Below are 14,030 nucleotides of genomic sequence, written 5' to 3'. Positions count from 1 at the left end.
GGCTGACGTGTCGGCGAAGGCGGCGGCGCCCATCGGCGCGACGTTCACGCTGCTCGCGCTCGTCACCGGTTCGCTCTGGGGCAAGCCGATGTGGGGCGCCTACTGGGTGTGGGACGCGCGGCTCACGAGCGTGCTGATCCTGTTCTTCCTGTATCTAGGCCTCATCGCGCTGCGGCAAGCCGTCGACGAGCCGGGCAGGGCAGGGCGCGCCGCCGCGATCCTCGCGCTGATCGGCGCGGTCAACATCCCGATCATCAAATATTCGGTCAACTGGTGGAATACGCTGCACCAGCCCGCGAGCGTCATCCGCGCCGATGGCCCGACGATTCACTCGTCGCTGCTTTGGCCGCTGCTCGTGATGGCGATTGCGTTCACACTCCTTTTCGTGGTGCTGCATTTCAAGGCGATGCGCGCCGAAATTCTGCGGCGGCGCTGCGATGCGCTGATCGCGCGGCATGTGCGCGGCGACGCGGCGCGCGCTGGAACGGAGGAAGCGGCCAATGCTTGATCTCGGACCTCACGCGGCCTTCATCTGGATATCCTACGGCGCGGCGGCGTTTTGCGTCGTAGCCCTTGCATTGTGGGCATGGGGCGACGAGCGCGGTCAGGCAAAGCGCCTCGCCGATCTCGAGCGGCGCGGGCTCAAGCGGCGCTCCGGCCAGGGACAGGGAAATTCATGACCGATACACCGGAAAAACAGAACAAGCCGCGCCGTCTCGTGCTGCCGGTCGTCATCGTCGTGGCTGTGCTGTCGCTGCTCTATTACCAGCTTCGCACCGGCGATCCGCAGAGCCTGCCGTCCGTGTTGATCGGCAAGCCGGTGCCAGACTTCCAGCTTGCTGCGCTTCCCGGCGCGCCGAGCCCCACGGGGTTGCCCGTGCCCGGCTTCTCGTCCGACGAGTTGAAGAAGGGCCGCGTTTCGCTCATCAATGTGTGGGCGTCGTGGTGCGCGCCATGTCAGGTCGAGCACCCGCTTATCACCGACCTCGCGAGGCAGGGCATTCCGGTCTACGGCATCAACTACAAGGGCGACACGCCTGAGGGCGCGAAGCGGTTTCTGTCCCGCCTCGGCAACCCGTATAAAGCCGTCGGCGTGGACGACACCGGCCGCGTGGCCATCGATTTCGGCGTGTACGGCGTGCCCGAGACGTTCGTGATCGACGGCGCGGGACGCATCGCATACCGCCACGCCGGGCAGCTGACAGAAGAAGTCATCGCGCAGAAGATCAAGCCCGCGATGGAGAAGGCCGCGAAGGCTGCGCCGCCGCAGTCTTGAAGTGCGTCCGGAAAAGCGTGAAGCGGTTTTCCGATAAGACGGAGGACTGAAAAGCTTTCGAGTTTTTCAGCGGCTTGTTAGCCGCCCCGGCAAAGCGGCGTCAGACTTTCAATAAAAAAACGGCCGGGAAAACCCGGCCGTTTTTTTATTCCTCACAGCGGGATGTTGTCGTGCTTCTTCCACGGCAGTTCCTGCTGCTTGTGGCGCAGCATGTTGAGCGCGCGCGCCAGACGATAGCGCGTGTTGAACGGCATGATCACGTCGTCGATATAGCCGCGCTCCGCCGCGATGAACGGGTTCTCGAAGCGCTCCTTGTACTCGGCGACGCGGGCGGCGATCTTGTCCTTGTCGCCAAGCTCTGCGCGATAGAGGATTTCCGCCGCGCCCTTCGAGCCCATCACCGCGATTTCGGCGGTCGGCCATGCGTAGTTCACGTCGCCGCCGATATGCTTCGAGCTCATGACGTCGTAAGCGCCGCCATAGGCCTTGCGGGTGATGACGGTGATCTTCGGAACGGTCGCCTCGGCATAGGCGAAGAGCAGCTTCGCGCCGTGCTTGATGAGGCCGCCATATTCCTGCGCGGTGCCCGGCAGGAAGCCCGGCACGTCCACAAACGTGATGAGCGGGATATTGAAGCAGTCGCAGAAGCGCACGAAGCGCGCGGCCTTGCGGCTCGCGTCGCTGTCGAGCACGCCCGCGAGCATGATCGGCTGGTTCGCCACGATGCCGATGGGATAGCCGCCGAGGCGCGCGAAGCCGGTGATGATGTTCCGCGCGAAGGTTTCCTGGATCTCGAAGAAATCGCCCTCGTCGGCGATCTTCGTGATGAGTTCCTTCATGTCGTAGGGCTTCGTCGCGTCCGGCGGAACGAGCGTTGCGAGCGAGGGCTCCTGACGGCGGATGTCGTCATGCGTCGGCAGATGCGGCACGGCGCCCTTGTTGTTCTGCGGCAGGAAGTCCATCAGCCGCCGCATCTGGAGCAGGCATTCCACGTCGTTGTCGAAGGCCCGGTCGGCGATTGAGGACCGCGTCGTGTGCACGCTCGCGCCGCCGAGTTCCTCGGCCGTTACTTCCTCGTTCGTGACGGTCTTCACCACGTCCGGGCCGGTCACGAAGAGATACGACGTGTCGCGGACCATGAAGATGAAGTCGGTCATCGCGGGCGAATAGACGTCGCCGCCAGCGCAGGGGCCCATGATAACGGAAATCTGCGGGATCACGCCCGAGGCCTGCACGTTCCGCAGGAACACCTCGCCGTAGCCGCCGAGCGCCGCAACGCCTTCCTGAATGCGCGCGCCGCCCGCGTCGAACAGGCCGATGATCGGCGCGCGGTTCTTGAGCGCCATATCCTGAACTTTCATGATCTTCTGCGCGTGCGCTTCCGAAAGCGATCCGCCGAAAACCGTGAAGTCCTTCGCGAACACATAAGTGACGCGGCCGTTGATCGTGCCCCAGCCGGTGACGACGCCGTCGCCGGGGATTTTGGTGGAGTCCATGCCGAAATCGGTGCAGCGGTGCTCCATGAACATGTCGTATTCTTCGAAGGAGCCATCGTCGAGGAGCAACTCGATGCGCTCGCGGGCGGTCAGTTTGCCGCGCTTGTGCTGGGCTTCGATGCGTTTTGTGCCACCGCCCAGGCGTGCGACGGCGCGGCGGCGTTCGAGTTCGGCGATGATTTCTTTCATGGCTTTTCCGGTATGCGGGCTAGGAGCATGCTTGAGAATGGCGCACACTAGCGCTGAAGGCCGGTTGTCGCAAATTCGTAATTGGAATGTCATGTCGCGGCTTGTGCCCGGGAGAATCTTTTGTTAGACAAGCGGCTCCCCGGCGATTACATCACGGGGCGCTGCGGTCGTGGCGGAACGGTAGACGCGCTAGCTTGAGGTGCTAGTGGGGCAACCCGTGGAAGTTCGAGTCTTCTCGACCGCACCATTTTCGCTTCCCCCGCCGGGAGGCGCACCAAGCCACCAGATAACCAACCCGATTCGGTCGTTGTCGCAAAACGCTGCCCATCTGCGCACGCGTCGGGTGACTTGCGCGCGGTCGCGCGTGACGAGGCGATTCGGTCTTCTTTCGCATGAGCGAAGCGCGAAAGTGCTGGCAGACAAACCGTCTTGCGGTTAAGTCATAGCAGCCATGTTGCACCGCAACGTGATGCCAGTGGCACGCGGTTTGCGTTAAATCAAATCCGAGAGTTCAAAAACCGGAAGGGAAATTCGCTATGTTGGGAATTGGCGACAAGCTGCCGTCTTTCGAGGTCACGGGTGTGAAGCCGGGCTTCAACTATCATGAAGAGAACGGTGTGAGCGCGTTCGAGGCGCTGACGGAAACCAGCTTCCCGGGCAAGTGGAAAGTCATCTTCTTCTATCCGAAGGATTTCACGTTCGTTTGCCCGACGGAGATCGCCGAATTCGCGCGCCTCTCCAGCGAGTTCGCCGACCGCGATGCCATCGTGCTCGGCGGATCGAGCGACAACGAGTTCTGCAAGCTCGCCTGGCGCCGCGACCATAAGGACTTGCATAACCTCAACCTTTGGCAGTTCGCCGACACAACCGGCTCGCTGATCGATGGCCTCGGCGTGCGCTCGGATGCCGGCGTCGCCTATCGCTACACGTTTGTCGTCGATCCCGAGAACGTCATCCAGCACGTTTACGCCAACAACCTGAATGTCGGCCGCAATCCGTCCGATACGCTCCGCGTCCTCGATGCGCTTCAGACCGACGAGCTTTGCCCGTGCAATCGCGCCGTCGGCGGGGACACGCTCAAGGCCGCGTAACAGCGACCGCTTTCTGAACTCACGGCCCGGGTGTCGCGATTGCGACAGTCCGGGCTTTGCCATGTCAACTTTCCTACAGTTTCCAACTTTCCTACAGTTCCAACTTTCCCTACAGGACCACGCGATGTCGATCGACGCCATCAAAGACCGCCTCGGCAACTTCGCCAAGGACGTGAAGCTCAATCTCTCATCCACGCTGAACGACCAGACGCTTTCGGAACAGACGAAATACGGGCTCCTGCTCGCCTCGGCGATCTCCACGCGCAACCGCGAAGTTGCCGCCGCGTTCGAGGCAGAGGCCGCGAAGCACCTGTCGCCCGCCGCCTTTGAAGCCGCCAAGGCCGCTGCGTCCATCATGGCGATGAACAACGTCTATTATCGCTTCGTGCATCTCGCATCGAACAAGGAATACGGCACGAAACCCGCGCGGCTTCGCATGAACGTCATCGCCAATCCGGGCGTGGACAAGAACGACTTCGAACTTTGGTCGCTCGCCGTGTCCGCGATCAATGGCTGCGGCATGTGCATCGACGCACATGAGAAGGTTCTGCGCGAGGGCGGCGTGACGTCGGAGACGATCCAGACGGCGGTGCGTTTCGCCGCGATCGTGCAGTCGGTCGCCGTGGCGCTCGAAGCGAGCACGCCGGCCCAAGCCTGACGCCTGTGCCTCGCCGCGTTCGCGGCGGGGCGCGCGTTCGTTCCCTCAACGTCGCCGATGCGATGCGACGAGCCTCAGCCCCACCGGCTGAAAGGCGAACTGGCCGAGGCGCTCGGCGCTGGGTCGCTCCGCGCCGTTGGCGTGGGCGTGCGGTTGCGCGACACGAAGCTTCCAATGATTCCGATCACGAACCTCATGGCAATCGAGATGCCTACGAGCACGATCTGGTTGGGCTGCAAAAAGATGTCGACCCAAACCATGAAGTTATCGGGCAGATAAAGAGATTGCATCTGGTCGCGGACATGCTGCGCGCCGGAAAGAAGCTCGCGCATCGTCGTCGGGAAGTGGATCGCTGTATAGGTAAACGCGATCAGCGACGCGATCATCGTGAACGTAAAAAGCAAAAGCGACTGCAGCAGCTTCATGATCTGGCCTTTGTTGGCACACGCGCGCTTAACTCGCGACGGAGATGCGTCGTCATTTTAATAAAATCACTTTTATGCGGAGCGGAACGATTTTGTGAAGCGCGTCGTTAACGGGATGGCGGAATTGCTCCGTCTGCCCGCGAAGCGCGGGTTTCGGCTCATCAACGGAGGACACCATGGCCGACGCAAATTCAATTCTTTATATCGTTCTGATCGGTCTCGCAGCGGGCGTGCTTGCAAGCCTCGTCGTGCCGACCGGCCTCGACCTTCTCGGCGCGATCGTCGTCGGCATCATCGGCGCGGCGATCGGCTTCTATCTTTTTCCGGCGCTGGGCGGGCACGTGACAGGCAATCCCACCGTTGCCTCGATCATAACCGCGACGGTCGGCGCAATTTTGCTGCTCGTAGTCCTCCGTTTTGTCCGCCGATAGGTCGTTCGCGAGTTTGATGAGAGCGCGAGCATCGGCCGACCTTAGCGCCGGCTCGCGCTCTATCTCCCGTTGAAGGACGGATCGTCGCAGTATTCATTCCTTTCAACTAGAGGTTATTCTACAAATATTTAGCCTATCGCGCCTCTCGTGATAAAATAATCACAATTCCACAAGCCAAACGCTCGATCACAAGCAGTTGCCCTAGCCCAAAAGTCCGCGTGCCGTTAATGAATAGAAAGACGGTCGCGGATCGACTGGCTCACCGGTTCTGAATTGGGCAATTCGAACCGGGTATGTGAGTAGATTGGGGTGGGAACATGAATACTGTGTTCAGGTCTACACGCCTTGCGTGTGGAGTTGCTTTCTGTGGATTGCTGGTTGCTGGAAGTTCAGCCCTTGCAGCCGATCTTTACGGCCGTGGCGGCGGGCTCAAGGATGGGCCTTTTTACGAAGCGCCTGCTCTGTGGCAGGGCTTTTACCTCGGCGGCCATGTTGGCGCGGCGTGGAGCAAGGCCGACGTCGATGACGTTTTCGACTACAACGGCGATCCGCAGTTCAAGGGCAACCTGAACACCAACGGGTTCACGGGTGGTGGACAGCTCGGCTATAACTTCCAGCGCGGCAACTTGGTCTTCGGCGTTGAGGGCGACATCGGCTATCTCAAAGTTGACGCCAGCAAGGATGTGGCGTTCCGGCCGGATTCGTGTACCGCACACTACCCGGATGGGAGCGTTAAGTATGATGGCGACAGAAGAGATCTTTGTGCTATCGACGCCAAATATTCCGCGTCCGGTGGATTGTACGGCGATATTGCCGGGCGACTTGGTTACTCGTTTGGTCAAACTCTCATATATGCAAAGGGCGGCGTCGCTTTCCTCGATGCTGATTTTGACGCGAAGTATTTGGGGCAAAACTGCAAATCGCTTGGTACCTGTGGAACCGGTGGTCCCTCGACTTTCAATTACAGCCACAGCGAGACGCTGGTCGGCTGGACGGTCGGAGCAGGCGTCGAATACAAGCTGACCGCGTCTTGGTCCGTGAAGGCCGAATATCAGTACTTCGACTTTGGATCTATTTCGTATTCCTATAATGACTGCGTCTCAGTCGGCGGTACGTGCGCGCCAGCTGGTTCTACTTATGCCAATCACTACACCTCCACGCTTAAAGGCAGCACGAAGGTCGACATAACCGCCGATGCCGTCACGGTCGGCCTGAATTACCATATCGGCGGCGGCGAATATGTCGGCCTGAAATAGCCGCACCTTCGCTCAGAACACCCGCGTTCGCCAGCCGGCGCACCTCGAACCGCGAGCCTCCGCCAACCCATCGGCGGAGGCTTTTGCGCCTTTAGGGTGGAGGCGCTGGCCGCCAGCCGGCGAGGGCGCCTCGGCCGACTTCCCGCTACGCAAAGCCGCTTCCGCCAGACGCCCCATCGAAGCCTGAACCGTAGCCCCCGCTACCATTGGCGGGGGCACTTTCGTCTTTTGGAGGGTGGGGCGTTAGCAGTCAGCGTGCTATTGTGCACTGCAAACGGATCAAAAAGAACGAGACCGGCCCCATGTCCGACGCACACAAGCCCGACCAAGCCAAGCCCGACCAAGCCAAGCCCGACGCACGCAAGCCCGACCAGCCCTGGATCTTCCGGACCTATGCTGGACACTCGACGCCCGGGGCCTCGAACGAGCTTTACCTGAAGAACCTGGCGAAGGGGCAGACGGGGCTCTCGGTCGCGTTCGACCTGCCGACGCAGACGGGCTACGATTCGGACCATCCGCTCGCGAAGGGCGAGGTCGGCAAGGTCGGCGTTCCGGTGGCGCATATCGGCGACATGCGCACGCTGCTCGCGGGCATCCCGCTCGGCAAGATGAACACGTCGATGACGATCAACGCGACGGCGGCGTGGATGCTGTCTCTCTACGTCGCCATCGCCGACGAGCAGGGCGTCAGCCGCAACCAGCTCACCGGCACGGTGCAGAACGACATCATCAAGGAATATCTCTCGCGCGGCACCTATGTGTTCCCGCCGCAGCCGTCCATGCGCCTCATCAAGGATGTGACGGTCTTCTGTTACCGCGAGGTGCCGAGGTGGAATCCGATGAACGTCTGCTCCTATCATTTGCAGGAAGCGGGCGCGACGCCAGTGCAGGAACTCGCCTATGCGCTCGCCACCGCTCAGGCCGTGCTCGATACGGTGAGGGACAGCGGCGAAATCCCCGAAGAGGAGTTCGGCCAGGCGCTGGCGCGCGTCTCGTTCTTCGTGAACGCAGGGATGCGCTTCGTCACCGAGATGTGCAAGATGCGCGCCTTCGTAGAACTGTGGGACGAGATCGCCGAGAAGCGCTACGGCGTGACCGATCCGAAGCTGCGCCGCTTCCGCTACGGCGTGCAGGTGAACTCGCTCGGCCTCACCGAGCCACAGCCCGAAAACAACGTCTACCGCATCCTCGTCGAGATGCTGGCCGTCGTGATGTCGAAGAAGGCGCGTGCCCGTGCGGTCCAGCTTCCGGCGTGGAACGAGGCGCTTGGCCTGCCGCGTCCGTGGGATCAGCAATGGTCGCTGCGCATGCAGCAGATCGTGGCCTACGAGACCGATCTTCTGGAATATGGCGATATCTTCGACGGCAGCCGCGAGATCGATGCGAAGGTCGAGGCGCTGAAGGCCGAGGCGCGCGAGGAACTGACGCGGATCGAGGCCATGGGCGGCGCGATCGCGGCGGTCGATTCGAGTTATATGAAGCAGCGGCTCGTCGAGGCGAATGCGGCGCGGCTCCAGAAGATCGAGTCGGGCGAGCAGGTCGTCGTCGGCGTGAACCGCTGGACCGAAACGGAGCCGTCGCCGCTGTCGGGCGGTGTCGGCGGTTCGATCATGACCGTACCCGAGGGGGTCGAGCGCGAGCAGGTCGAGGCGCTGAAGGCATGGCGCGCGGCCCGCGACGCAAAGGCGGTCGACGCCACGCTCACCGCGCTTCGCGAGGCGGCGCAGGAAGGCCGCAACATCATGGAGCCGTCGATTGCCTGCGCGAAGGCGGGCGTCACGACGGGCGAATGGGGTGACACGCTGCGCCAGGTGTTCGGCGAGTATCGCGCGCCGACCGGCGTTTCGCGCGCGGCGGCTCAGGGCGCTCGCGCCGACCTGACAACCATCCGCGCCGATGTGGCGCGCCTCTCGGCCAAGCTCGGACGCAGGCTCAAGCTCCTCGTCGGCAAGCCGGGCCTCGACGGTCATTCCAACGGCGCCGAGCAGATCGCCGTGCGTGCGCGCGATAGCGGCATGGAAGTGGTCTATGAGGGCATCCGCCTGACGCCCGCGCAGATCGTCAACGCGGCGCTCGAAGAAAGCGTGCATATCGTCGGCCTGTCGATCCTGTCGGGCAGCCACGTGCCGCTCGTGCGCGACGTGATGGACCGCATGCGCGCCGCGGGCCTCTCCGACATTCCGGTGGTCGTCGGCGGCATCATCCCGCTGGAGGACGAAGCGACGCTCAAGGCTTGCGGGGTCGCGGCGATCTACACGCCGAAGGACTTCCAGCTCAACGACATCATGGCAGGTTTAGTGCGGCTCACGGACCCGGATCTCAGGGTGCTTGCCTCCTGAATGTGGTGCAAGCATAGTAAAGCTTTACCGTAGCGGAACGAGACAGCCCGGCGGGGGTTCTCACGCTCGAAGCAACCGGGACGCCTTCAAGGCATGAGGATTTCGACACTGACAGGGCCGGACCTTGAGCGCGCGCTGCCGGAACTCGCGCGGCTCCGGATCGAGGTTTTCCGCGCCTTCCCTTATCTTTACGATGGCTCGCTCGACTACGAGCAAAGCTATCTCGCGTCCTTCGCCGAAGCGACGGATAGCATAGCGGTGGTTGCGGAAGAAGACGGCCGCATCGTCGGCTGCGCAACCGGCTCGGCGCTCGAAGGGCATAACGACCAGTTCGGGGAGCCTTTCCGCGCGCGGGGCATTGATGCTTTGCAGATTTTCTATTGCGGCGAGTCGGTGCTCGATCCCGCTTTTCGTGGGCGCGGCATAGGCCACGCGTTTTTCGACGCGCGTGAGGCTCATGCGAAAGCGCACGGCTATCGCTCGTCGGCATTCTGCGCCGTGGTGCGCCCCGATAATCACCCGCTGAAGCCGTCCGACTACTCGCCGCTCGATCCGTTCTGGGGGAAGCGCGGATATCGCAGGGCGGAGGGGCTGATCGCGACCTTCACCTGGAAGGACATCGATCAGCCTGAGGAAACGGCGCATTCCATGCAATTCTGGATACGGGAACTCGACTGATGGCCCGAACCATTCGCATCGCGTCGGCGCAGTATCCCATCGATGAACTGACGTCGATGTCGGCCTTCGCGGGCAAGCTCGCCCGCTGGGTCGAGCAGGCCGTCGTCAAGGGCGCGCAGTTGCTCGTCTTCCCTGAATACGCGTCGATGGAACTTGCGCGCATCGCCGGGCGGCATGTCTCGCGCGATCTCCACGCCTCGATCGAGGCCATGCAATATTACATCGCGGATTATGAAGCCGAATTTGCGAACCTCGCGAAACGGCACGGCGTTCATATCCTCGCGGGCAGCGCGCCGACGCGTCTTGCCGACGGCAGCGTCGTGAACCGCGCCCGCCTGTTCACGCCGCACGGCGAGACGGGGAGCCAGCAAAAGCAGATCCTCACCCGCTCGGAGCTGGAGGACTGGGGCATCGACGCAGGCACCGGCCTTTGCGTCTTCGACATCGGGCTCGCGAGGATCGGCATCGCCATCTGCTACGACTCCGAGTTTCCGCTGATCGTGCGCGCGATGTGCAACGCCGGCGCGGAGGTGATCCTCGTGCCGTCCTGCACCGACACGGCCTATGGCTACTTCCGCGTGCGCAACGCCTGCGCCGCGAGAGCGCTCGAAAACCAGGTGTATGTCGTTCAATCCTGCACGGTGGGTGAAGCCGACTGGTCGGCCGCGGTCGATCACAACTCCGGCGCGGCGGCCTTTTTCGCGCCGTCGGACCCGTTGTTTCCGTCGCCGTCCGGCGTGCTTGAGGAAGGCACGATGAACGCGCCGCAATGGGTATTCGCAACGCTCGACCTCGACGTTCTGACCGAGGTGCGAAAGGATGGCGACGTTCTCAACGCCCGCGACTGGGATTTGCAGCCCGGCGCGTCGGAGCTTCCGCCAGCCAAGGTCGTCACGTTCAAATAGGCGCTCGCAAGGACGCGCCTCGGAGCGAAAGCGCCTCCGCCCATTCCATCAAATCCCCGTAACGGAAAAACGTCTCTTTTCCTCAGGCATGACGCTTGCACGGTGTGTCAAGGCGAAGCATTGTGCGCCCGCACTCGACTCACGCCCGCCGTCAGGAGAAACGATGGCCATCCATGTCGCGCTGACCCATCGGACCGAATACGATTACGACCGCCTGACCGGGCTTGGCCCGCAGGTTGTGAGGTTGCGCCCGGCGCCTCACTGCCGCACGCCGATCCTGTCCTATTCGCTCAGCATCACGCCGGAAGAGCATTTCATCAACTGGCAGCAAGATCCGTTCGGCAACTATCTGGCGCGGCTCGTCTTTCCTGAAAAGACGCGTGAGTTCAAGGTGGTGGTGGACCTCGTCGCGGACATGGCCACGATCAACCCCTTCGACTTCTTCGTCGAGGAATACGCGCAGAACTGGCCCTTCGACTACGACACGTCGCTGAAGGAAGAACTCGCGCCCTACCTCAAGGCCGAGACGCCGGGGCCGCTTCTGAAAGAGTACATCGCCGGTCTCAAGATCGATGCGAAGACCTCCATCGATTTCATCTGGGCGCTTAATTTGCAGCTCCAGAAGGATATTGCCTATCTGATACGCATGGAGCCGGGCGTTCAGACGCCGGAAGAGACGCTGAAGAATCGCTCCGGCTCGTGCCGCGATTCGGGCTGGCTGCTCGTGCACATCATGCGACACTACGGCCTCGCCGCGCGTTTCGTCTCCGGCTACCTCATTCAGTTGAAGGCGGATCAGAAGTCGCTCGACGGGCCGTCCGGCACCGAGGTGGATTTCACCGACCTGCACGCATGGGCGGAAGTGTACCTTCCCGGCGCGGGCTGGATCGGCCTCGATCCGACATCCGGTCTGTTCGCGGGCGAAGGCCACATTCCGCTTGCCGCCACGCCCTCTCCGCAGAGTGCCGCGCCCATTTCCGGCGAGCATGATGAGGCTGAGGTGACGTTCGGCTTCGACATGCAGGTGCAGCGCATCTATGAAAGCCCGCGCGTGACGCTGCCCTACACGGACGACCAGTGGAAGGCTATCGCGGCGGCTGGGCATGAGGTCGATCGGCGGCTTGATGAAGGCGACGTGCGCCTGTCGATGGGCGGCGAGCCGACCTTCGTCTCTATCGACGACGTTGACGGCGCGGAGTGGAACACGGACGCCGTTGGCCCGACGAAGCGCCGTTATGCCGAAGAGCTGATCCGCCGCCTGCGCGACCGCTTCGCACCGGGCGGCCTCCTGCATTACGGGCAGGGCAAGTGGTATCCCGGCGAACAGCTTCCGCGCTGGTCGTTCTCGGTCTACTGGCGCGCCGATGGCCATCCGCTCTGGGAAAACGAAGCGCATATCGACCACGAAATCCCCGTGAAGCCTGCAACCCAGGAAGACGCGGGCCGCTTTGCGGAAGTGCTGGCGGAACAACTCGACCTCCCCGCCGATGCGGGCGTTCCGGCCTATGAAGATCCGGCGCATTTTCTTCTCATCGAGCAGAAGCTGCCGATCAACGTCGAGCCCGAGGACAACAAGCTCGACGACCCGCAGGAGCGCGACCGCGTCATCCGCGTGTTCGAGCGCGGCCTCGACAAGCCGTCCGGCTACGTCATGCCGATTCAGGTGTGGCACAGTCAGGCGCGCGGCCGCACATGGGTGACGGAGAAGTGGAACTTCCGTCGCCGCAGGCTCTATCTCGTGCCGGGCGATTCGCCCGTGGGCTATCGCCTGCCGCTGTCGTCCACGCCCTACATCGTGCCGTCTAATTATCCGCACATCATCCCGACCGATCCGTTCGCGGCGCGTGCCTCCATGCCGTCGCGCGAGGTGCTTCTGAGGAGCCGCCGCGAGTCGGTGACGCTGCTTGCGCCTCCCGCTCCGCCTGCGCCGCTCGTGCCGACCGAGGTGTTCGGCAATGTCCGCACCGCGCTTGTCATAGAGCCGCGCGACGGGCATCTGTGCGTGTTCATGCCGCCGCTCGTCGATGCGGAAGATTACGCCGCGCTTGCCGCCGCCATCGAGGAAACCGCGAAGATCACGGGCCAGCCGGTCCATGTCGAGGGCTATCACCCGCCACACGATCCGCGCCTCAACGTCATCAAGGTCACGCCCGATCCCGGCGTCATCGAGGTGAACATTCAGCCCGCGTCGAATTGGGATGAGGCGGTAAACATCACCGAGACGGTGTATGAAGAGGCGCGGCTCGCCCGGCTCGGCACCGAGAAATTCATGGTCGACGGCCGCCACACCGGCACCGGCGGCGGCAACCACATCGTGCTCGGCGCGAAAACGCCAGCCGACAGCCCCTTCCTGCGCCGCCCGGACCTGCTCGGCAGTATCATCGCCTATTGGCAGAACCACCCGTCGCTGTCCTATCTGTTCTCGGGCCTTTTCATCGGCCCGACCAGCCAGGCGCCGCGCATCGACGAGGCGCGGAACGACTCGCTCTACGAGATGGAAATCGCGCTCAGCCAGATCCCCGACAAGGATTACGGCTGGATACCTTCGTGGCTCGTGGACCGCGTCTTCCGCAACCTGCTCATCGACTCGTCGGGCAATACGCACCGCGCGGAAATCTGCATCGACAAGCTCTACTCACCGGATTCGTCGTCCGGCCGCCTCGGCCTCGTCGAGTTCCGCAATTTTGAAATGCCGCCGCATGCGCAAATGAGCCTCGCGCAGCAGCTTCTGCTTCGCGCGCTGATCGCGTGGTTCTGGGAGAAGCCCTTCAAACGCCGCCTCATCCCGTGGGGCACCGAACTGCACGACCGCTTCATGTTGCCGGATTTCGTCTGGGCCGACTTCAAGGACGTGATCGGCGATCTGAAGGACGCCGGCTTCCCGGTCGAGGCCGAGTGGTTCGCGCCGCATTTCGAGTTCCGCTTCCCGCTTTACGGCAGCGTGGACTATCAGGGCATCGAGATCGAACTTCGGCAGGCGCTGGAGCCGTGGCACGTGCTGGGCGAGGAAGGCTCGCCGGGCGGCACCGTCCGCTATGTCGATTCGTCGCTCGAACGCCTTCAGGTGAAGGTGAAGGGCAATCTCGGCAATCGCTATCAGCTGCTCTGCAACGGCGTGACCGTGCCGCTGAAGCCGACCGGCACGCATGGCGAGGCGGTTGCGGGCGTGCGCTTCCGTGCGTGGTGGCCATCAAGCTGCCTTCAGCCGACGATCCCGCCGCATACGCCGCTCGTGTTCGACCTTTACGACAGCCACGCCGGGCGCTCCGTTGGCGGCTGCCGCTAT

Annotated in this window: 13 protein-coding genes and 1 tRNA gene; 12 read left to right on the top strand and 2 right to left on the bottom strand. The window is 62.7% G+C overall.

The window, feature by feature from the left end; translation table 11 throughout:
- The 3 genes from ccmC to T281_RS12200 form a co-directional block, all read left to right on the top strand.
- Positions 1 to 508: heme ABC transporter permease CcmC (ccmC, locus tag T281_RS12210; RefSeq protein ID WP_037239239.1), on the top strand; the 508-nt coding region annotated here is incomplete at its 5' end.
- Positions 501 to 680, top strand: a complete 180-nt coding sequence (gene ccmD, locus T281_RS12205) for a heme exporter protein CcmD (RefSeq protein ID WP_037239231.1) — start codon at positions 501 to 503, stop codon at positions 678 to 680. The genes ccmC and ccmD, both read left to right, overlap by 8 nt.
- Positions 677 to 1,276, top strand: a complete 600-nt coding sequence (locus T281_RS12200) for a DsbE family thiol:disulfide interchange protein (protein WP_037239218.1) — start codon at positions 677 to 679, stop codon at positions 1,274 to 1,276. The genes ccmD and T281_RS12200 overlap by 4 nt, the downstream gene beginning before the upstream one ends.
- 152 nt (positions 1,277 to 1,428) lie before the next feature.
- Here the strand turns inward: T281_RS12200 and T281_RS12195 are convergent, their stop codons facing one another.
- A complete protein-coding gene (locus tag T281_RS12195; protein ID WP_037239216.1) occupies positions 1,429 to 2,961 on the bottom strand; it encodes an acyl-CoA carboxylase subunit beta in 1,533 nt (510 codons plus the stop codon).
- Between the two features lie 163 nt (positions 2,962 to 3,124).
- On the opposite strand from T281_RS12195, the gene T281_RS12190 reads away from it, so the two are divergent.
- The 3 genes from T281_RS12190 to ahpD all read left to right on the top strand — a co-directional run bounded on the left by T281_RS12190 (position 3,125) and on the right by ahpD (position 4,710).
- Positions 3,125 to 3,208: transfer RNA gene (locus tag T281_RS12190), tRNA-Leu, on the top strand.
- 289 nt (positions 3,209 to 3,497) lie between these two features.
- Entirely contained in the window at positions 3,498 to 4,052 is a 555-nt protein-coding gene (locus tag T281_RS12185) for a peroxiredoxin (RefSeq protein WP_013418822.1), read from the top strand.
- A 124-nt stretch (positions 4,053 to 4,176) separates the two neighbouring features.
- The gene (gene ahpD / locus T281_RS12180) at positions 4,177 to 4,710 is read left to right on the top strand and encodes an alkylhydroperoxidase, AhpD family (protein ID WP_037239214.1); all 534 of its coding nucleotides are present in this window, start codon (positions 4,177 to 4,179) and stop codon (positions 4,708 to 4,710) included.
- Positions 4,711 to 4,784: 74 nt separating this feature from the next.
- On the opposite strand, the gene T281_RS12175 is transcribed toward ahpD, so the two are convergent.
- Positions 4,785 to 5,135: a hypothetical protein gene (locus T281_RS12175; protein ID WP_037239210.1), complete on the bottom strand. Its 351-nt coding sequence runs from the start codon at positions 5,133 to 5,135 to the stop codon at positions 4,785 to 4,787.
- 176 nt (positions 5,136 to 5,311) lie between these two features.
- On the opposite strand from T281_RS12175, the gene T281_RS12170 reads away from it, so the two are divergent.
- The 6 genes from T281_RS12170 to T281_RS12145 all read left to right on the top strand — a co-directional run.
- A complete protein-coding gene (locus T281_RS12170) occupies positions 5,312 to 5,566 on the top strand; it encodes a GlsB/YeaQ/YmgE family stress response membrane protein (protein ID WP_037239207.1) in 255 nt (84 codons plus the stop codon).
- 317 nt (positions 5,567 to 5,883) lie between these two features.
- A complete protein-coding gene (locus T281_RS12165) occupies positions 5,884 to 6,822 on the top strand; it encodes an outer membrane protein (RefSeq protein WP_081796771.1) in 939 nt (312 codons plus the stop codon).
- Positions 6,823 to 7,124: 302 nt separating this feature from the next.
- Positions 7,125 to 9,161: a protein meaA gene (locus T281_RS12160; protein ID WP_052037430.1), complete on the top strand. Its 2,037-nt coding sequence runs from the start codon at positions 7,125 to 7,127 to the stop codon at positions 9,159 to 9,161.
- A 93-nt stretch (positions 9,162 to 9,254) separates the two neighbouring features.
- Positions 9,255 to 9,839 (top strand): GNAT family N-acetyltransferase, encoded by a 585-nt coding sequence (locus tag T281_RS12155; RefSeq protein WP_037239201.1) that lies wholly within the window; start codon positions 9,255 to 9,257, stop codon positions 9,837 to 9,839.
- On the top strand, positions 9,839 to 10,744 hold the full coding sequence (locus T281_RS12150; protein WP_155955225.1) for a carbon-nitrogen hydrolase family protein: 906 nt from the start codon (positions 9,839 to 9,841) through the stop codon (positions 10,742 to 10,744). Before T281_RS12155 ends, T281_RS12150 begins: the two co-directional genes overlap by 1 nt.
- Before the next feature lie 163 nt (positions 10,745 to 10,907).
- Positions 10,908 to 14,030: transglutaminase family protein (locus T281_RS12145; RefSeq protein WP_037239198.1), on the top strand; the 3,123-nt coding region annotated here is incomplete at its 3' end.

Source organism: Rhodomicrobium udaipurense JA643 (genome assembly GCF_000636015.1).
In the GTDB taxonomy this organism is placed as follows: Bacteria; Pseudomonadota; Alphaproteobacteria; order Rhizobiales; family Rhodomicrobiaceae; genus Rhodomicrobium; species Rhodomicrobium udaipurense.
Note: the sequence above shows the minus strand (reverse complement) of the source record. Positions and strands in the feature narration are given on the sequence as shown.